Annotated in this window: 18 protein-coding genes and 1 pseudogene; 11 read left to right on the forward strand and 8 right to left on the reverse strand. The window is 42.8% G+C overall.

Translation table 11 applies throughout. The features are described 5' to 3' along the window. Window positions 1–157 precede the first annotated feature (157 nt). Complete coding sequence (locus BP621_RS05170) at window positions 158–1,033, reverse strand: DNA integrity scanning protein DisA nucleotide-binding domain protein (RefSeq protein ID WP_292388324.1); 876 nt, start codon at window positions 1,031–1,033, stop codon at window positions 158–160. Window positions 1,034–1,452: 419 nt separating this feature from the next. Between BP621_RS05170 and thpR the strand changes: the two genes are divergently transcribed. The 4 genes from thpR to BP621_RS05190 all read left to right on the forward strand — a co-directional run bounded on the left by thpR (window position 1,453) and on the right by BP621_RS05190 (window position 3,951). Continuing rightward, a complete protein-coding gene (thpR, locus tag BP621_RS05175; protein ID WP_292388326.1) occupies window positions 1,453–1,998 on the forward strand; it encodes an RNA 2',3'-cyclic phosphodiesterase in 546 nt (181 codons plus the stop codon). Window positions 1,999–2,304: 306 nt separating this feature from the next. After that, on the forward strand, window positions 2,305–3,309 hold the full coding sequence (locus tag BP621_RS05180) for a replication factor C small subunit (protein ID WP_292388327.1): 1,005 nt from the start codon (window positions 2,305–2,307) through the stop codon (window positions 3,307–3,309). 132 nt (window positions 3,310–3,441) lie between these two features. Next, complete coding sequence (locus tag BP621_RS05185) at window positions 3,442–3,687, forward strand: small multi-drug export protein (protein ID WP_292388328.1); 246 nt, start codon at window positions 3,442–3,444, stop codon at window positions 3,685–3,687. Window positions 3,688–3,783: 96 nt separating this feature from the next. Continuing rightward, on the forward strand, window positions 3,784–3,951 hold the full coding sequence (locus tag BP621_RS05190; RefSeq protein WP_292388329.1) for a small multi-drug export protein: 168 nt from the start codon (window positions 3,784–3,786) through the stop codon (window positions 3,949–3,951). Window positions 3,952–4,136: 185 nt separating this feature from the next. On the opposite strand, the gene BP621_RS05195 is transcribed toward BP621_RS05190, so the two are convergent. Then, window positions 4,137–4,346 carry a histone family protein gene (locus BP621_RS05195; RefSeq protein WP_011306577.1) on the reverse strand — a complete coding sequence of 70 codons (210 nt, stop codon included), beginning with the start codon at window positions 4,344–4,346 and terminating at the stop codon, window positions 4,137–4,139. A 561-nt stretch (window positions 4,347–4,907) separates the two neighbouring features. Between BP621_RS05195 and BP621_RS05200 the strand changes: the two genes are divergently transcribed. From BP621_RS05200 to BP621_RS05220, 5 genes are all read left to right on the forward strand, one after another. Beyond that, window positions 4,908–5,864 (forward strand): class I SAM-dependent methyltransferase, encoded by a 957-nt coding sequence (locus BP621_RS05200; protein ID WP_292388331.1) that lies wholly within the window; start codon window positions 4,908–4,910, stop codon window positions 5,862–5,864. A 543-nt stretch (window positions 5,865–6,407) separates the two neighbouring features. Continuing rightward, complete coding sequence (gene oadA, locus BP621_RS05205) at window positions 6,408–8,129, forward strand: sodium-extruding oxaloacetate decarboxylase subunit alpha (RefSeq protein WP_292388332.1); 1,722 nt, start codon at window positions 6,408–6,410, stop codon at window positions 8,127–8,129. A 22-nt stretch (window positions 8,130–8,151) separates the two neighbouring features. Further along, window positions 8,152–9,633, forward strand: a complete 1,482-nt coding sequence (locus BP621_RS05210) for an acetyl-CoA carboxylase biotin carboxylase subunit (RefSeq protein ID WP_292388333.1) — start codon at window positions 8,152–8,154, stop codon at window positions 9,631–9,633. 110 nt (window positions 9,634–9,743) lie between these two features. Continuing rightward, window positions 9,744–10,721: a biotin--[acetyl-CoA-carboxylase] ligase gene (locus BP621_RS05215; protein ID WP_292388334.1), complete on the forward strand. Its 978-nt coding sequence runs from the start codon at window positions 9,744–9,746 to the stop codon at window positions 10,719–10,721. Beyond that, window positions 10,705–11,352: an S-layer protein domain-containing protein gene (locus tag BP621_RS05220; protein WP_292388335.1), complete on the forward strand. Its 648-nt coding sequence runs from the start codon at window positions 10,705–10,707 to the stop codon at window positions 11,350–11,352. Before BP621_RS05215 ends, BP621_RS05220 begins: the two co-directional genes overlap by 17 nt. Before the next feature lie 226 nt (window positions 11,353–11,578). On the opposite strand, the gene BP621_RS05225 is transcribed toward BP621_RS05220, so the two are convergent. The 6 genes and pseudogenes from BP621_RS05225 to BP621_RS05250 all read right to left on the reverse strand — a co-directional run. Then, window positions 11,579–12,538 carry a coiled-coil protein gene (locus BP621_RS05225; protein ID WP_292388336.1) on the reverse strand — a complete coding sequence of 320 codons (960 nt, stop codon included), beginning with the start codon at window positions 12,536–12,538 and terminating at the stop codon, window positions 11,579–11,581. Window positions 12,539–12,569: 31 nt separating this feature from the next. Continuing rightward, window positions 12,570–13,193 (reverse strand): hypothetical protein, encoded by a 624-nt coding sequence (locus BP621_RS05230; protein ID WP_292388338.1) that lies wholly within the window; start codon window positions 13,191–13,193, stop codon window positions 12,570–12,572. A gap of 121 nt (window positions 13,194–13,314) precedes the next feature. Further along, on the reverse strand, window positions 13,315–13,605 hold the full coding sequence (locus BP621_RS05235) for a DUF424 domain-containing protein (protein ID WP_292388339.1): 291 nt from the start codon (window positions 13,603–13,605) through the stop codon (window positions 13,315–13,317). A gap of 132 nt (window positions 13,606–13,737) precedes the next feature. Further along, the gene (locus tag BP621_RS05240; protein ID WP_292388340.1) at window positions 13,738–15,846 is read right to left on the reverse strand and encodes a minichromosome maintenance protein MCM; all 2,109 of its coding nucleotides are present in this window, start codon (window positions 15,844–15,846) and stop codon (window positions 13,738–13,740) included. A gap of 116 nt (window positions 15,847–15,962) precedes the next feature. Further along, window positions 15,963–16,721, reverse strand: coding sequence for an RNA methyltransferase (locus BP621_RS05245; RefSeq protein WP_292388341.1), 759 nt, complete (start codon window positions 16,719–16,721; stop codon window positions 15,963–15,965). Window positions 16,722–16,820: 99 nt separating this feature from the next. Continuing rightward, window positions 16,821–16,898, reverse strand: a pseudogene (locus tag BP621_RS05250) (ferredoxin); the annotation flags it as partial. Window positions 16,899–17,317: 419 nt separating this feature from the next. Between BP621_RS05250 and BP621_RS05255 the strand changes: the two are divergent. Both BP621_RS05255 and BP621_RS05260 read left to right on the forward strand, forming a co-directional pair. Then, window positions 17,318–17,701, forward strand: coding sequence for a ferritin-like domain-containing protein (locus tag BP621_RS05255; protein ID WP_292388342.1), 384 nt, complete (start codon window positions 17,318–17,320; stop codon window positions 17,699–17,701). A 457-nt stretch (window positions 17,702–18,158) separates the two neighbouring features. After that, window positions 18,159–18,836 (forward strand): NAD(P)/FAD-dependent oxidoreductase, encoded by a 678-nt coding sequence (locus BP621_RS05260; protein WP_292388343.1) that lies wholly within the window; start codon window positions 18,159–18,161, stop codon window positions 18,834–18,836. Window positions 18,837–19,058: the final 222 nt, after the last annotated feature.

A 19,058-nucleotide genomic window follows, 5' to 3' on the forward strand; every position in this document is an offset into this window, starting at 1 on the left:
TAGAAATATACTTTCTTTATTTATGAGTCTATATGCTGCCTTTCTTCCTTATAGATTTCATTGAAAGCCTCTCCTATTAAAAAGTCAGCAACTCGACACTTTCATGATATAATTAAAGATTTCTAATCCTGAGTAAAAAAGTTCTGATTTTTCAGGATTAGATATATCTTACCGCAGGCTTCAGGCACTCCATGCAGATTATTTCTTTCGCGTCTTTATATACCCTTAGAATTCCACCCGACTCGGATACCGTAACCGCGATCGCAACCGTATCTCTGCTGATTGCGGCTGCTGAAACGTGCCGGCCTCCCAGTCCTTTCTCGATATCCACATTTTTTGCGTCAACATCAAGGTAGCGGCCTGCGGCATGGATAATGCCGTTTTCGTCCACCACAAAAACTCCGTCAAGCTGGGAGAATTCCTTTATGGATTCCCAGTTTTTCTTGTCAAGGATATTCCGGTAAACTTCATCGTGACCTGCATAAGGATTCAGTATTAGCTGGTGAGAGCGTTTCAGAACCTCTTCGGAATCGCCTATTATGAAGGCAGCTCCTATTTTCTTGCCTTCCCTGCCTGTCAGCACAATATCAAAAGAAATTTTCATAATTGCACTTAGCACTTCCGGTTTTATCCTCTCCTGACATTCCTTCATTGCTTTTACAAAGGGATTTTCGTCGAGGTTATGTACAATAATCGAACTGGAGCTGCGGGTTTCAACCACACCTACAATAATTCCATTTTCCAGTTTTCCAAGCACGTACTCTATGGCGGCAGCCTGCTGAAGATGGTCAGAATTACCTGAGGCTTCGCGGTTTATCTGGTCGCCGAGTTCCTTTAGAGGATTTTTTCCATCCTTTCCAGTGGAGAGCAGGTGGTCTATTATGCTTTTAGGACGCATGGAGATGTAATAGACCGGAATTCCCCCAGTTTCGATCCCTTCAAAACTTAACTCTCCGGAAACCATAATTGCGGCAGCATCAAGTTCTCTGGAAATCCGGGCTGCCGTTTCTGCAATTATACGTGCTCTATCCATATGATCCACCGCTTTTTCTTTTTGCAGCAACCGATTTGCGGCTCCACTTTTTACTTTTGGAGTTATTGTTTCTTTGAACTAACATCATTTTCTTAGATTAGGGTTATTATTTTTTAACTTAGCGTTTTTTTCTGGGCTAAAGTTCTTTTCCCCAGGTTAACATTGAGGCCTACTTTATAAATACTTAAGCTTATTTACATCTCTGTACTTATCTCTTATATATTATAATTGCCCTGTAATTCCCTTTATTTGTCCTTTTTCCGCCCTACTTTTTTCACTATTGTCTCTTACATCTTTTTCTAAAAGATTTTGTGAAGGGTTTACAATTCCTTCGAAAAAAGATCTAAACTCAATTTTCCAGACGAAAATTAACAGGAAGATTTTTCTGGTTCGCTTTTCAATTAAGATTGGTGAATGTTTTGATCAGGACATTTATAGCAGTGGAATTAAACCCCGGTTTTACGGAGAAGATTCGAGAGCTTCAGGCCAGATTTTCTGGTTTTTATCTGAAGTTTGTTGATCCTGAGCTCGTTCACATAACTCTGAAGTTCCTGGGGAACGTGGACGAATCAAGAATTCCCTCGCTTTCCGCAGCTCTCGACTCCATTACGTGCGAGCCTTTCGAAGCAAAAGTAGGGGGAATTGGAGTCTTTCCCAAACCTTCGAATCCCAGGGTTCTCTGGCTGGGTGCAACCGGAAACTTCAGGGCGTTACATGACAACGTAGAGAAGTTACTGGAACCTTTTAAATTCGAAAAAGACGACAGGGAATTTACTGCCCATGCTACTCTTGCCAGGGTAAAATTCCTCAAGAAGGATCAGAAAACCGCGTTCATAAACATAGTAAAGGAATTAAAGGATATCGAAATTGGTACTATGTGGGTAAATAAAGTGCTTTTAAAGAAAAGCACACTGACTCCGAAAGGGCCGATCTATGAAACTCTGCATACAGTGTACATGGATTAAATTCCCTGTGCTAAATTTTTCTTCTCTACTACATATTCTCCTTTTCTATATTTTCTTCTGTATGGTATAAGCGTATCTTATTTTGAGGATTCACTGTGTGCAGTTAGTTTTTCGTGTCCATCCTGTACTCAGGACATCTCAATCTGAGGATTTTAAACTAATTATGTAAGAGAATTATTATATATTTTATCGGCATCCGGGTGTAGCAGTTCATTAAAAGTGCAGTTGAATAACCTTCTATGTCTTAGAAATCGTGAACATTCAAAAGTTTAAATATCATCTTCTCTAAATATGGTGCAAGCATGAATGGAGGACTCTACGATTAAAGAAGAGATCTGGATTGAAAAATACAGGCCTGTGCGGTTGGACCAGGTGGCGGGGCAGGAAGAAACAATCGAACGTCTGAAGTCCTATGTCGCAACAAAAAATCTTCCCCATCTCCTGTTTTCCGGGCCACCAGGAGTCGGAAAAACTGCCTCTGCCGTCTCGATTGCAAGAGAAATTTTCGGGGAAGACCTCTGGCGTGAAAACTTTACCGAACTTAATGCGTCGGATGAGAGAGGGATTGATGTTGTCCGGACAAAAATCAAAAACTTTGCAAAAACTGCCCCTATGGGAGGAGCTGAATTCAAGATCATCTTCCTGGATGAAGCCGATGCACTGACTTCAGATGCCCAATCTGCACTCAGGCGGACAATGGAGCGTTTCAGCAATAACTGTCGGTTTATTCTATCCTGCAATTATTCCTCCAAGATTATCGAGCCTATTCAGTCCCGCTGTGCAGTCTTCAGGTTCAGGCGACTTTCCAATGAGGCTATCAGGAAACGCCTTGAATACATAGCCAAAGATCAGGGGCTGTCCGTCACTGAAGACGGATATGAAGCTCTTATTTACGTAGCCCAGGGAGATATGAGAAAAGCCGTGAATTCCCTCCAAGCTGCTGCTTTCGTTGAGCCGAGTAAACCTATATCCAGGGAAACCATTTATAGGACTACTGCAACCGCAAATCCAGAAGATATAAAAAACCTGATTGAAACTGCCCTGAGTGGAAATTTCAGGGCTGCTCGAAAGGAGCTAAACAGGTTGCTCTACGAAGAGGGACTTTCTGGGGAAGATATAGTTGGACAGATTTACAGGGCAATCTCCGAAATGGATAACCGGATGATTCTGGATCTTGGGCTCTCAGAAAAGCGCATTGTCGAACTCGTAGATATAATAGGTGAGACTGATTTCAGGCTAACTGAAGGAGCGACTGAAAAGATCCAGCTCGAAGCTTTACTCGCGCATTTTGCGCTTTCTAATGCAGATTAAGTTTTTTGATGACCCGGAATGAAGCTTCTCTTCATCTCAGGTATATCAAGAACGGTTGAAAGGGCTTGAGGTCAGCCTTTTTAATAGGATCTATGGAATTAATAAATTCTGATTACCATTGTTGAACTATCATTGGTAGAAATGTTGGGGTCTGTTTCTCACTGGCTTGCAGTTTTGATTATGGGGGCTCTCCCCATCTCCGATCTGAGAGGATCAATCCCTGTTGCGATGGGCATTTATGGAATGGGCTCCTTTGAGGCCTTCTTCTTAGTGCTTGGAAACCTCCTTCCTGTAATCCCTCTTCTACTCTTTCTTGAGCCGGTTTCGAATTATCTAAGAAGGTGTCTTAAAATTCAAATCATATCTACAATTGGATAATTGTCAATGATAACTTTAAGTTCATATCGTAAATTTTTCAGGAATTTAAGTACATATTGACCTTAAGATATCATTTTATTCCATAAGACCATATCCTTGCCAGCTACCGGGGTCTGGTCTGGCTGTGCAGCGGCATTTGTCTTTGGGGTCAAGTTCAGGCGTGCCTTGCCGACAATTGCTGCAGGGGTGATGATAGCAGGAATTGTAGTAACTACCGTTACCATAACAGGTATCGGTCTCGCTGATCTGATTCTGGGAGCATAATCTCCCTTCTGCTCAAAGATTTACCCTGTGGAATCCTTTATCGTAGTAAATCTGGAAACCGCTACCGCATAATTTAATCTCACGTAAAAATAGGAAAATGCTGGTTATCAGCATTTTATTTTCAATTTCATCCCGTAAAGCAAGATGCCACTGATAAATAGCGTTAAGGAGTGGTTGGTCTTAATTTACAGCATCTCTTTTGCTAATTTTATGTCTTCAGCTTTTACAGTTTTCCTGCCTGCGTGCTCTGCAAGTTTTATTGCTTCTCTTGAAATCTCAAGTCCATATTCTTCCAGAATTTCCGTAAGGGCCATTCCAGCACTCTCACTAACTCTATGAGCACCTGCGGTTCTTATTAAACGCTCAATTGGTGCGAATGGTATTACTTTTGCCATATTATCCTCCAATCTTCTTTATTTGTTAATATATATCCTTATAATCCCTGATTTTGTAATCAGATTCTATAAATAACTTTGCTTGTATTGGGGTTTTTACCTCCTTTCCAGCTTTTAATACCTTTTTTCTCCTTTATTTTACTTTCCAGAGCTTCATTATTTGTTTTTTATTTATGCCATGAATTCTGTTTTGGGGGCCTGTGTCCGTTTCGCTTGCTTCACTCGCTCAAACAGACTAATTCACCCGAGTTATGCTTCGGGAGCACAGGTAACCGGGAATTTTCTGGAAGTTATGATGTAATCTATTTTACTCGGTGCTTTTCAGAGGAGTTGCGGCTCTGTATTCCGAGTTCCGCAAGCCTTTTTAACAAAGGTTTGAGCGAAAACATCGTGACGGCGTGATCAACTGGCGCAACGGTTGCGGCACAACCGTTGCGCTCAAGAGAGCTGAATTATGGGCGAAAATAACTGTTTTAATTTAAGGTTATTGGGGCGGGAGTAAACTCGGTGTAGATCTCTTTTTCGAAATCTTGATATGAGATTATCCGAATCTAAACAGATATGCTTTTACAGGAACTTCTTGGCATTGATGAAGACATCTATTTTGTAGAGGAAAGCTATCTCGCCCAGAGGACTATTGAGCGTACGCTTGACTATCTTAACGGAGTCCGGAGGTTTGCAGAGGCACGGAAGGTGCGACTCCTGAGAGTTCGAGAAGGGAAGAACACACTTGGGCTTTTGCTTTTCAATTCGGCAGACGAGGAAGTCCCTGTAGATTTCTGGTCGGTTTTTACGGGAGCTCTTGCGGAAGCTCGTTCAAAAAAAGATTTCGAGGCTTTTACAGACTTTCTTCTTACTTTAAATCTTCCTGAAAAAGAGATTGAAATTTCTTCGGAAAACTGGCGAGACGCCGTTAATGAGTACTATTCACTCATGCTTGTAAACCGGAATCTCTGCCCGGGTTGCGCAGTCAGACCCGAGTCTTACGAGAGTGTTTTTTCTGAAAATCGTGTACGAAGAGTCGCAGAAATTTTCAATCTTTTTCAAAAAAAAGGGCTTTACCCTGAAGGCAGGCTTCTTGAAATCTGCTGTGGAAACGGGATGTCTACACTTGCTCTTTACAGGCTTGGGCTTAACCCGCTAGCTATCGAAATTAACAAATGTACAGTCTGCCAGGGGCTTGAGCAGGGAGTTTTGAACCCTCAAAGAACGGTTGTAATGGATGCAACGGCTCTTTCCAGATACTTCGAGCCAGGAAGCTTTGATGCCGTGATGGGATTTATGCTGGGGCTTGTCTACGAATTCAATAAAGAGCTCTGGGTAAATATTATGAGAGAGGCGGTCGCGGTCGCAAATGAGGGCGCTCTCATGCTTTTTACAGTTAGCAGTAAGCCTGAGGCTGAAATCCTTGCTGGGGCCCTTCTCAGGGCAGGAGTTAAAGGTGAGATTGTAGATAATACCGACTCTGAAGGGACTTACGATCAGTGGTTCTTTGTAGGAAGAAAACAAAAAGCTTAATTTACAGCCTATAACTTCAAAGAAGTTTAGATATTCAAGGAAATGTAAATTTTCAAGAAGATTTATGTTCTCCGGTTCAAATAAATATCTTTTGTTTTCAGCCTTTTAAAACCTTTAATACTCGAATCTTTAATTTCCTAACTGATTTTTAAGCTGTATTAGGGATTAGGGATCTTTTCTAAAAATTATTATTCTTAATGTTAACAGGCGAAAAGTATATACTTGTTAACAATTGTATATTAAAGAATTCTCATCAACGCAGATTTGTTGAATACTGCGTTTGGCTCTATAAAATTAATTTCCTCTGATTGCGGTTCCGGAAAGTCTACTAAATTTAACCGAAAAATCCCTGTTTCCGGTAAAACCGCAGAAAATTGCGTCAAAACCGCAATTCGGGGACTTATACACTTTACTCAAACGGATCAAAATTTTAACCCGAAAAATTCCGGAATATCAGATGAAACCCCCCGGAAAAACCGTTCGAAGCTTACTATCAAGAATAGTAAGTACGGTTATTTTGATTCGATTTTAAGAGGTTCATCCATGAGTGTAAAAATTACCGAAACCATCCTCCGGGATGCACATCAATCTCTCCTGGCAACCAGAATGCGGACAAGAGATATGCTCGAAGTGGTTGAACAACTGGACCAGATAGGGTATTTCTCCCTCGAAATGTGGGGAGGCGCCACCTTTGACAGCTGTATCCGCTACCTGAATGAAGATCCCTGGCAGCGCCTGAGGGATATCAAGAAAGAAATGAAAAACACCTATGCTCAGATGCTGCTCAGGGGCCAGAACCTTGTGGGGTACAGGCACTATCCGGATGACGTGGTCGAGAAATTCGTTACTAAATCCTATCAGAATGGAATTGATGTTTTCCGGATTTTTGATGCTGTCAATGATATCCGGAATATGGAGTTTTCTATTAAAGTGGCAAAAGGGCTTGGTGCTCATGTACAGGGCACAGTCTGCTACACCATAAGTCCGGTGCACACTGTTGAGAAATATATTGAACTTGCAAAACAGCTTGAAGAACTTGAGTGTGATTCCATCTGTATCAAGGATATGGCAGGGCTTCTTTCCCCTAATGATGCTACCCATATAATCAGTGCCATGAAAAAAGAAATTTCCATTCCGATTTCTCTACACTGTCACTGTACCTCCGGAATGGCCCCTATGAGCTATATGGCAGCATGTGAGGCAGGGGTCGATATTCTGGATACAGCACTCTCTCCCCTGGCCTGGGGGACTTCTCAGCCTCCAACTGAAACAGTTATAGCTGCCCTTAAAGACACCCCTTACGACACAGGTCTCGATCTTGAAGCTTTTGAAGATGTCGTCACATATTTCAAAGAGCTAAAAGGAAAATATCGGGGCATACTTGACCCTATGTTAGAGCAGATCGATACTAATGTTCTTATCTATCAGATTCCGGGCGGAATGCTCTCAAACCTCGTTTCTCAACTAAAGGAACAGAATGCCCTTGACAAGTATGACGCTGTACTCAGTGAAATGCCCAGGGTTAGAGAGGAGCTTGGATATCCACCTCTTGTCACTCCCACAAGCCAGATCGTAGGCACTCAGGCAGTACTTAACGTGCTCATGGGCGAGCGTTATAAGGTTATTCCTAAAGAGGTAAAGGATTACGTGCGCGGCCTTTACGGGCGATCTCCTGCCCCCATAAGCCCGGAAATAATAGGCAAAGTGATCGGGGACGAAGAACCTATTCACTGCCGCCCTGCTGATCTTCTTAAGCCTGAATATGAGAAAAGGAAAAAAGAAGCTGAGGAAATGGGTATTGCTAAATCTGAAGAAGACATCCTTACCTATATTCTCTATCCAGCTATTGCCCCCAAGTTCCTGAAAGGAGAAATGGAAGAAGAAGCTCTCGCAGTAGTTGCCCCTGCTCCTGCAGTGCAGCAGGAGTGCAAAGTCCCAACCCATTTCAAGGTTGAAGTGGACGACGAGATCTATGAGGTCAGGATTGAACCTATCGGGGGGGGGATTTCCGTATCTGAAGCTTCTCCCAAGAAGCCGAGTGCCGGGTCCGTTAAAGGAGCTGTGAGCATCTCAATGCAGGGCATGGTCCTCTCTCTTAAGGTCAAGGTCGAGGACACTGTTGCAGAAGGCGATACGGTTGCTGTCATCGAAGCTATGAAAATGGAAAACGCTGTTCATGCTTCCCACTCAGGCGTTGTAAGAGAGATTTTTGTGTCCGAAGGAGATACGGTATCTCCTGGCGACATAATAATGTCAATCGAATAAATATTACAAGGTTGAAGGTATTATGTTCAAAAAAGTACTCATTGCAAATCGCGGTGAGATTGCAATCAGGGTTATGCGTGCTTGCCGGGAGCTTGGAATTTCCACGGTTGCGGTCTGTTCGGAAGCCGATAAAAACGCCCTCTTTGCTAAATATGCAGACGAGGCCTACCTCATAGGCCCGGCCCCTTCCAGCCAGAGCTATCTGAATATGGAAGCTATCCTTGCAGTCGCAAAAAACACAGGAGCTGAGGCAATTCATCCGGGCTATGGTTTCCTCTCCGAAAACCCTGTCTTTGCAAAGCGCTGTGAGGAAGAAGGAATTGTTTTCATAGGCCCTCCCAGCCATGTGATTGCCGAGATGGGAAGCAAAATCAGGGCAAGAAACCTTATGGTCAAGGCTGGGGTTCCTGTTGTTCCCGGGACGAAAGACGCAGTTGAGGATCCGGTCGAGGCTATAAAAATTGCAGAGGAGATCGGCTATCCTGTTTTGATTAAAGCCTCGGCAGGTGGTGGCGGAATTGGGATGAAAGTAGTTAATTCCAGCGACGAACTTGCCGCCGCACTCAGCTCTACCAGGCAGATGGCTGGCTCAGCTTTTGGGGACTCTTCGGTTTTCATCGAAAAATATGTAGAGGAACCCAGGCACATAGAGATCCAGATTCTAGCAGACGGATATGGAAACACGATTTACCTCTCAGATAGAGAATGCTCCATCCAGAGAAGGCATCAGAAGCTTATTGAGGAAGCTCCTTCCCCTATCATGACTCCTGAGCTCCGGGCCCAGATGGGAGAAGCCGCGGTCAGGGTAGCAAAGACAATTGGTTACGTAAATGCTGGGACAGTGGAGTTTCTTTATTCAAAAGGCAACTTCTACTTCCTTGAAGTCAATACTCGCTTGCAGGTCGAACACGGGATAACTGAGATGGTTACAGGTGTTGATATTGTAAGAGAACAGCTCAGGATAGCCTGGGGTGAAAAGCTTGAGTATAAGCAGGAAGATATCGTTATCGACGGGCATTCATTTGAGTGCAGGATCAATGCGGAAGATCCATTAAACGATTTTGCTCCTTCTCCCGGAAAGATCCGGGGATACCGGTCCGCAGGTGGGCCTGGTGTCAGGGTGGACAGTGGAGTACACACAGGTTACACAATTTCTCCGTATTACGATTCAATGATTTCGAAACTCTGTGTCTGGGCAAAGACAAGAGACGCAGCGATTGCCAGGATGGAAAGAGCACTTTACGAGTATGTGGTCGTTGGAGTAAAAACCAATATACCCTTCCATAAAGCGGTAATGCGCAACCCTGCTTTCCGCAGGGGTGACCTTACAACGGCTTTTATTGAGGATCATAAAATTCTGGAATCCGTTGAAGAGGTTGTCAAAGCAGATGCTGAAAAAGGGGCTACTCTGGCTTCGGCTCTTGAAGCAAAAGACAAAAAAGTTGCGGCTATTACGGCTGCCGTGCACGCCTATGTGAGCATGGCACAGAATACGCAGCGGTGACATGTGTCCTCCTGAGAAACAGGAACAGGATTCTGGTCAGTTTGGTATGAAACGATTTAAACTAAAAAAATATATACGGTGGAACGCATACATTTGTATGGGGTGCAAGGATGGGAGATAAAAGATCTCGAATTATCAAGGCACTTAAAGATGCACAGAAAAGTCCTGTTTCCGGAGAGGAATTGGGGCTCAAGTTAGGGATCTCGAGGACAATGGTCTGGAAATATATCAAGTCCCTTCAGGCTGATGGTTATGAGATAGAATCATCTCCGAAAAGGGGATATGTCCTGAAATCCATACCTCAACTCCTGTACCCGGAAGAAATCCAGATGGGACTCAAAACAACTCTTCTAGGAAAAAAAATCCACTATTTCGAAGAGGTAACTTCTACAAATATTATTGCAAAAGAAATCGCGGCATCGGAAGACGAAGGAACGCTTGTGATCGCCGAAGTCCAGAAAGGAGGCCGGGGTCGGATGGGCAGGGAGTGGATTTCCCCCCATGGCGGGATCTGGATGTCTGTGATCCTCAAACCTGGAGTTCCTCTGAGGCATGCCTCAAGGCTTACTCTGGTTGCGGGGCTTGCGGTTGCAAACGTTATTCGCAGTATGGGTCTTGATGCCCGCATTAAATGGCCAAACGATGTCCGCATTAATGGAAAAAAGGTCTGCGGAATTCTTACCGAGGCAAAGGCCGAAGTAGATAGAGTGGACTATGTTGTGCTGGGAATAGGAATTAATGTAAACATGGATTTAAAAGATATTCCTGAAGCTATCCGTGCAGGCTCCACAACCTTGAAAGCCGAACTTGGAGGGCATATAAAAAGGGTCTCGTTCCTGCAAGATTTCCTTTTTGAGCTTGAGCAGCAGTATATAATCTTCAAGACCCAGCCTTTCTCACACATTCTCAATGACTGGCTTGCTCTCTCCGATACCATAGGAAGAGAGGTAAAAGTCACGACGCCCTCACGAATTATAGAAGGTAAAGCCGTAGGAGTAACCCCCGACGGAGCTCTCGTAATAAGAAAAGCCGACGATACCAAAGAAGAAATTATTGCAGGCAGATGCATTTATGCGCGTCCCAGATAAACAAAGAAGAAAGGAAATTAAAGAGACAAACCTTGTTTCTGCATTTTCCTTTTTCCTTCTTATCTCCTTATGCTTTTCAGTCTTTTACTCGATATCACCTGTCTTAGCTGCTGACAATAAAGGAAAGCTTTCCATTATTCCTGACGATAGAGACAGCCTTTCTATTATTGCCATCAATGGAGAGGCAATTTATATAAGGTCCGGCTACTCCTATAACTTTTTACAGGATTATCAACTTTACATAAAAGGCACGGATACCGAAGGCAAAAGAGTCTGGATTGAACTTAGCAGAAACGGAGTTCCCCTTCAGGATGATATCGTTACTGAAGGTTCTCAGTTTGTGTATTCTCATAACTCTACCGAAATTCTTAACCTTACAGTGGATACGATATACGAAGGAGCTGATGGAGTACTTGTGAAGTTTTCACCCGTATACCAGTATCTTGATCCCAGGCTTCCTGTACCTCAGACCCCAGCTGAAGCGTTGTCAAACGCTTCGAAGAATACCTCGTCTTCCGCCGCTGAATTGGAAACTCAAGCTGTGGGCTTTGATATGCCTCTCTTCCTCCTTGGGCTGGGAACCGTACTTCTGGTGACATGTTTCTTTGCAGGAAAAGGGAAGAAAAAATAAATTTTTAATGATAACTGGAAAGACAAATCGATTTAAAATGGATAACAAAGGAAAATCTACTAAAAAGTACGGGAAAACCAATTTAAAAGGAAAATCGATTTAAACCAGAATAACAAAGGAAAATCATTTAAATAGAGTAAAATGAAAAATCATTTAAAAGAAATGAGCCGGGGACATTTTTTCTGAAACTGATTTTTGCCGTCGGCTTCCTGAGTTTCCCGAGTTCTTACTCGTTGGAGAATTTAACGTCCCCTTTCTCTATAAGGAGTTTAAGATCTTCAAGGCTCAAACGAGCGTTTTTCTGAAGCTTTTCGCGGGCATCGTTGTGTTTCTGGCTTACTTTATGTTCTTCTTTTGTAAGCTGCAGGTCTTTTAACCTGTCAAGATATAAGGAGAGTTCCTTTCGGTTATTAGCAATGCTGGTCTTAAGCGGGTCAATTTTTTCTTTAATTTTGTTTATGTTTGTGATTTTATCCGTAAGCTGGGCATGGTATGTATTTGCTTCTTTTCGGATTTCGTCCGCAGATTTGAAATTTTCGAGCATTTCCAGGTGGCAGGCCTGAGATTCGTCTGAGAGGGCCTGAATCTTTTCGTGGAGTTCATCTCCTCTCTTATGGATTCCTTTTGATTCTTTATAACTTTCCTGGATTTGCGCATGCAGTTCATTTGCCTTCTTTGCAGCTTGCAGGCGTTTACTCAGGTCATTCAGTTTCTGGAAGATTTTAATTTCCACTGCAAGAGGCAGTTCCTTATTTAGAAAAGCGTCAAGTTCGGCTTCATAAGCCTTTGTGAGGGATTCCACACTTCCGTGGGAACATTTATTGCATTCGTCCCGCTGTTCCTTGAGTCCCGCAATTCCTGAAAACAGTTCTTGCGTTTTTGAGTTTACATCGCTTCTTTTTCCCTTGTACTCACTGATTACTTTGTTAATCTCGTCTCGCTTGTCTCTCATTTCCTGTGCTTTTGCAACCCTTTCCTTAACCTGGTGGTTCAGAGAGTCTCTCTTTTCTTTCAGCTCGTCGATATCGGTCCTGTTAATCTTCAGTTCCTTAAAAATCGATGCCAACTGCCTTTCACTTTTCTCTATTCTGCTCCTGAGCTCGTTTACCTTGCCCTTCAGCTCCCGTTCGTTAAGGTTTGAAAGGTCGGCCGTTGCAATTTCTGTGGTTGAAACGTCGTCGGTCATGTACTATCACCCGCATGTTTTCGAAAAAGGGTTATACCTTCAACTTTTCCCAGTAATTCAGGGCTTCTTCGTGGTTCTTTATTCTGGTGCTGAGCCATTTATGCTGGGATTTGCTTTTAGAAATCTCTTCACTTTTGCTGCCGTCATCCTCTACAAGCTGTTTTTCAGATTTTATTATTTCTTTTAACTCAATATTCGAATTCCTGGCTTCCTCCATTCTGGCATCGGCTTGCAGGAGAACATTCTCTCCAAGTCCGGCTGCCCGAATAGTTTCCCGCAGGTTTTCCATAAATGAGTTTTTAAGTCTCTGCTCCTCTTCGGGTTCGATCTGCCCTTTGATTTTTTTAAGCTCTTCCTTGAGTTTGCTTGCAGTAATCGGGTCCAGCTTCGGGAAAACTTCTTTTTCGAGGAGTGCTTCGGTCTGATGATAGAACTGCTGGCGCTTCTCCTTGAGGACTTCTTTTCTCTCCTCCATCTGGATTCTGAAGTTCTTTGCATTTTTTACATTTTCTTCGACCTGGCTCAGCCTGCTGTCCAGTTCTCCAAACTCTTTTTTATTTTCTTCCAGAAACCGTCTGTGTTTTTCCACAACTGCGGAGATCAGTTCCTCTTCTGTTAGCACTCTGATTCCGGCTTCGTCAATGTTCTCAGTCACTGTATCACAATCTGCATTTTATTTTATACATATGTTGTATTCCGGTATATAATCAGCCCTGAAAGCCAGTGATTTGGCTTTCGCTGACTCAGCCTCTCAAGGGATTAATTCAGCAGTTGGATTAAACCCTGAAGATCTGGGCGTGAGGTACGCCGTCAATTACTATTACAGAATCCGGATCGATTAACCCGCATTTTATAGTAAACTTGACTGTTTTTTCCCCAAAGAGATTTGCAGTCGTAGCTTCTTCAAGGGCTTTCTTGAGTTCTTCTTCGGAAACGTATTCCCCTTCATAAAAGGCCCTGCTGATCTCCACTACGGTCTTGCCGTATTTCAGGGTCTTTCCGAGCACTTCCTTATCGCAGGCTGCAACAAGCACATGCTCCCCATTTTTATAGATCTTTATATACATACTCTCCCTTTTAAATAGTATTGCCCTTTTAGTATTTACAGCTTAACCGTCCTCATTTTATTTGTAGTTGAATATTAAGCGTGTACAATTCTGGAATATTTTAATAACTTGAAATTCTTTTTGAGTGGTAAATTATTTTACGACTTTTATATTTTCCCGTTTTGGTCTAAAAACATCGCCTTGGCTCTCAATCTTTTTTATTAATTCTTCTGCATGAGCTCGATCAATTCTGTGTACGTTTTCCGCTTCAGCATAAACCTCTTCTAATGGGGCTCCTTCTTTTTCAGGATGTCTCTCACAAATCTTTCTAATTATGTCCTTTAGGGTTTTTATCTTGTTTCTCTGGCTCATGCTTGTGCCAGATGCGATTATATCTGCATCAAAGGCTCCTGTATCAGGATCCACGCCTACGTTTTTCAGGCAATTCATGACGATTCTTGTAGTTCTTTCTGCATCCTCAAGCGTGACTGTATTGCTCAGGCGGACTCTTGCGCTCGCTTCTGATAGGCGGACAAGGGCTTCAAGTTGCCTGGCTGTTACAGGCACAGGTGTATCTTTGCCTTCTCCTGTTTTTCGAATGTTTGTATAAAATTTCATCAAGTGATCTCGTGCGTTGCCTTCCATCACTGGATAAACGTTTTTCCGGGCGTATGCAACGTATTTTCGCATGATCTCAGGCTGTATGGTAGGTTCGATGACTTCCATTTCAGCTTCGACAAAATCTTCCGTAATATGAGATCCAGGAAGTTTTTCCCGCTGCTCGAAGAGTTCCCCTGCATAATGAGACTGCAGAATATGGTTCGCAATTTTAGTGTCCAGGGTATGGTCAGGAGTATCGAGCAGAACAAAGATGAGGTCAAAACGGGAAAGCAATGCCGGCGGCATACTTATCTGCTCTGCAAGGCTCTCATACCGGTCAAAACGCCCATATTTCGGATTTGCAGCTCCCAGAAGGGCACATCTGGATTTAAGCGTAGCAATAATCCCCGCTTTGGCAATACTTATCGTCTGCTGTTCCATTGCCTCGTGAAGGGCACTTTTATCCTCGGTTTTCATTTTGTCCATTTCGTCAACAGCAGCGATTCCCATGTCAGCCATGACAAGGGCACCGCCTTCGATTGTCCATCTTCCGTCGTTGAGGTCGTCTTTTACGGCAGCTGCAGTCAAACCGCTTGCCGACGCACTCCGCCCTGAAGTGAACACGCCTCTCGGGGAGAGTTTGACAACATAGCGCAGGAGCTGGGATTTTGCAATTCCAGGGTCTCCTACAAGCATAACATGGATATCTCCCCTTATTCTGGAACCGTCAGGAAGGTTTTTCACAACGCCTGAAAACAGTTGAAGGGCAAGGGCTTCTTTTATGTCCTCGTATCCGTAGATCGAAGGCGCAACAGAACTTACAATTTTGACATAAATTTCAGGATCACGGGAAAGTTCAAGGATCTCTTCTTCATCTTCAGCAGTTATTTCAAGTTCGTCATAATCCTTATCCAGGCGCTCTATGGAATTTGCTTCGAGCACAAGATCATAAAAGGTAGACTTCCCTTCTTTCAGAGTGCGCTGCCTGGATTTCAGGATTCCGTTAATTATAACCCTGTCTCCGGGGGTGACATCTCCTGTCAGGTCATCTTCGGAGTCAACCTCAAGACTCTGAGGCTGGGAACCTCCTTTCAGGTTTTCGGGCGACTCCTGAATCTGAAGCTTCTGAGCATCTATAAAAGTAGAGTTTTCTATTATTACCTTAAAGGGCCCTTTCTTCCCACATGTTTCATTTTGACAACCTGCAAATGGCTCTTCAAACTTGAAGCTATTTTGCTCCACTTCGGTAATATAATCGCACCTGAGACACTGGAAAGCAGCTTTCGTAATTCTTGGCCTGACCTCAGTAGCTTTCCTTATCATACCTTCGATCGCAACAAAGTGCGAGAGGTGCTTGCTCCTTAACTCCCTTATAGGTATTCGGTTTGGGATTTTTATTATCCTTACGTGAGCCTCTTCCATGCTTTTTTCTACAGGAAGGTCGATTTCTTTCAGGGCAGCCTCAGCTGCCTTTATAAGTTCTTCTGGGTGGTCAAGAAACTCTTTTGAAAGCTCTCTGTCAAATTTCTCTATATCCGTAAAATCCACACTAAGGCTTCGCTGATCCGGATACTCGTTTGCAAGCTGGAGGATTTCATTCCAGTAGTAGTCTTTAAAAAACCTCTTTAGCTTTTCATCCCACTTGCTTTCTGTTTCAGTCATATCATTCTCTATCTGGCTAAAATTTTCATTTGTCGTTACGGTTTTCTGTCTAAAAAAGGATTTTAAAAAAAGTAATAATACGTATCACAAATTCTGATGTAAAAACAGGTCTATTCTCATATGAACTTTTCTATACTGGCCGAAGCTTCTGTTTCCTGGCCCTCAGGCTCGTTTGATGCATACCCCATTTTTCGCTCGGTTTTTCTTATTACGCCCCTCAAAGTCTGAACTTCCCTTGGGGTTAGCCCTGCTCTTCCGAATATTCTCCGCAGCATCAGATAAGTTTTATCTTTTTTGTGAGGTGGATAATCGATTTCCTCCAGCAATTCCTCCAGATGCCCGTATAAAAGCTGGAGATCAAACCCATCGGAAAGCGGACTGTTCCCTCCTTCCAGATCCGAGAGTTCATAAAGCACCACTGCAACGGCATGTGAGAGATTCATAATTGGATATATCTCAGAAGTTGGGATAGTAAAGAGCATATCAAAGCTTTTGAGCTCATCATTCCGGAAACCGGTGTCTTCGCGCCCAAAAAGAATTGCAACCGTTCCGCTGTAATCTTTCAGTCTCTCTTTGAGTTCTCTGGAGGTATAAAGCGGAAGGCGGATGTGTTCTCCGTTTTTCAGACTTGCCACCCCTGTAGTCCCTATCCTCAGGTTTGCGCCTTCTACAGCTTCTTCAAGCGTTGAGGCAATTCTTGCTCCTTCAAGGACGTCTCTTGCATGCGATGACATGGCTCTTGCTTCCCCTTCAAGTTTACAGGGATTTACAAGCACCAGGTCAGTATATCCGAAATTCTTCATTGCTCTTGCAACAGATCCAACATTCCCTTGATACATGGGCTCTACAAGTATTATACGAATTTCAAGTGACAAATTTCTCAGTCCTTTTTTAAAATCAGTTTTCAAATGTGATTGCATCTTCCATACAGACAGTCACACACATTCTGCAACCCAGGCAGTAAGATGAATCATTTAAAATGCAGACCTTTTTCCATGATTTTTTTCTATCGAGTAAACTCTCGGGCCTTCTGGGCAGGCAGCCTTGCATTTACCACAGCCTGTACATTCTTCTCATCAATATATGTTTTCATGCATATTGTTTTCCGTGTGTTCCGGCTTCATTGTTGTATGCTTCTGTCTTATTATTTTTCGGTCTCATTATAGTCTATTTAGGTTTTATTGTCATTTCTTTTTCCTATTTCAGTCCTTTCCTGTTTTAGCTTTTGCTTTTTTGTTTCTTTCTTCCTTGTAGTTTTTTCCCGTTTTGAATTTAGAAATATTATTTCTCCTCATATTACTCCCAAATGTTAGTCTTAAGTTCGCTAATGAAATAGAAAGATGAAATCGAAATATCAAATCACAAGATCCAGTTCTGGTTTTGACCTCGACTGTGGCTAAAACTTAAATTCAAAGACTGCCCTATGTTTTAACTATAAAAGTGATTATTTTAAAAAAGAAATGGTGATTAAATGAGTCTTGAAGAAATTCTTAAAAATACTTTTAAAGGAGAGACTACTGAAGTTGGTTGGTATCTCGCAATGTCGAAGGTTGCTGAGCGGGAAGGATTTCCGGATGTTGCGGTTTATCTCCGCCAGATCGCCATGGACGAGGCCTGGCACGCTACCGAGGTAGCTGAAATCCTGGGACTTGTTAAAGAAACAACTCTTGAAAATCTGGAAATGATGTTTGAAGGAGAGAGTAAAGCTGAAATTGAGAAAGCTGAAGCTGCAGAATTAGCCAGGAAGGAAGGTAATACAAAAGCTGCTCTTTTCTTTGAGAAGGCATCTCTGGATGAAGCCAGGCATAAAGCAGGGCTTAACGGATTCTTGGAAAGGATGAGAAAACAGAAATAAAAAAAGGATCTTTTGATCCTTCTTTCTCCATATTTACAACTTTTAAATGCAGCTTTAATTACAAATATTATCTAATTCTGTGATATTAGAGTAAATTAAATTACGTCAGGCGTATAATTTTATATTGTTTTGAACCGATATACTCTCTGGATCTTAAATCCTTTCACGGATCCGAGAAATATATTTAATCCGGAGAAGTACAGGAACATCGGATTCTTTGTCTTCTGGATGGGGGTCTAATTTCAGGGGGCTTAAGCAGAATTCGTGGTGGCTGCTAATTGATTCAGGAGCCTATCAGCTCTATCGATTTAGCCTTTACTTTCGATTTTCCTGTATTAGTCTTAGGTCAAATAATGATCAAAATCTGAGGCAATAACGATCAAATTTTGAAACGAAGATAAAATCGAACAAATCTTGAAGTAAATTCTGAATCAACTAAGTTGGAGGAGTGTATAATATGGTAAGTCGTGAGTATGTGAAAGGGGATCTTCCCGAAAAAGCTGCAATTCTGCAAAGAGATGGCGAAACGTATGCAATTGCTCCCCATATTCCTGGAGGAATCGTATACCCTGAAACTCTTAGAAAAATAGCTGACATTGCAGAAAAGTATGGTGCTGCAGCCCTTAAAATCACCTCGGCCCAGAGGATTGCAATTGTAGGATTAAAAGAAGAAGATCTGGATGCAGCATGGGGAGAGCTAAATCTAAAACCCGGAGCTGCCATAGGACTCTGCGTCCGCAGCGTTAAAATTTGCCCTGGTACTACGTTCTGCAAGAGAGGCAAACAGGATTCAGTCGGGCTTGGATTAAAACTTGATGAAAAATACCACGGGATGCAGCTCCCTTCCAAATTCAAAATGGGGGTTTCCGGGTGCCAAAATTCGTGCTCTGAACCTATGATAAAGGATATAGGGCTGATGGGCACGGCAAAAGGCTTTAATTTATCTGTAGGAGGCAGTGCCGGCCCGCGTCCAAGGCTTGGGACTGTAGTGGCAAAAGATCTCACCGAAGAGCAGGCTCTGGATCTTGTTGAAAAGATAATTAACTTCTACAAGGGATACCCGAAACCAAGAAGAATTGGAGAAGTAATTGACGAGATCGGGCTTGAGAAATTCAAAGTAGAAGTGGGGTTATAAAAAGCTCTCTTAATTGTCAGAGACGCTTTTTACCTTAGCCAATGTTTCTCGGTCAGGCCTTTTTTGAAAAGGGCTGTGCCACAACCGTTGCGCCGGNNGGTTGATCACGCCGTTGCTAGGTTTTCGATAAAACCTTTTCAAAAAAGGTTTTCGCTCAAGCCTTTTTAAAAAAGGCTTGTCATTGACTTTTTCTTTTTCTGCATTTTTACTTTTTACTTTTTT

The organism is Methanosarcina sp. UBA5 (genome assembly GCF_002505485.1).
In the GTDB taxonomy this organism is placed as follows: domain Archaea; phylum Halobacteriota; class Methanosarcinia; order Methanosarcinales; family Methanosarcinaceae; genus Methanosarcina.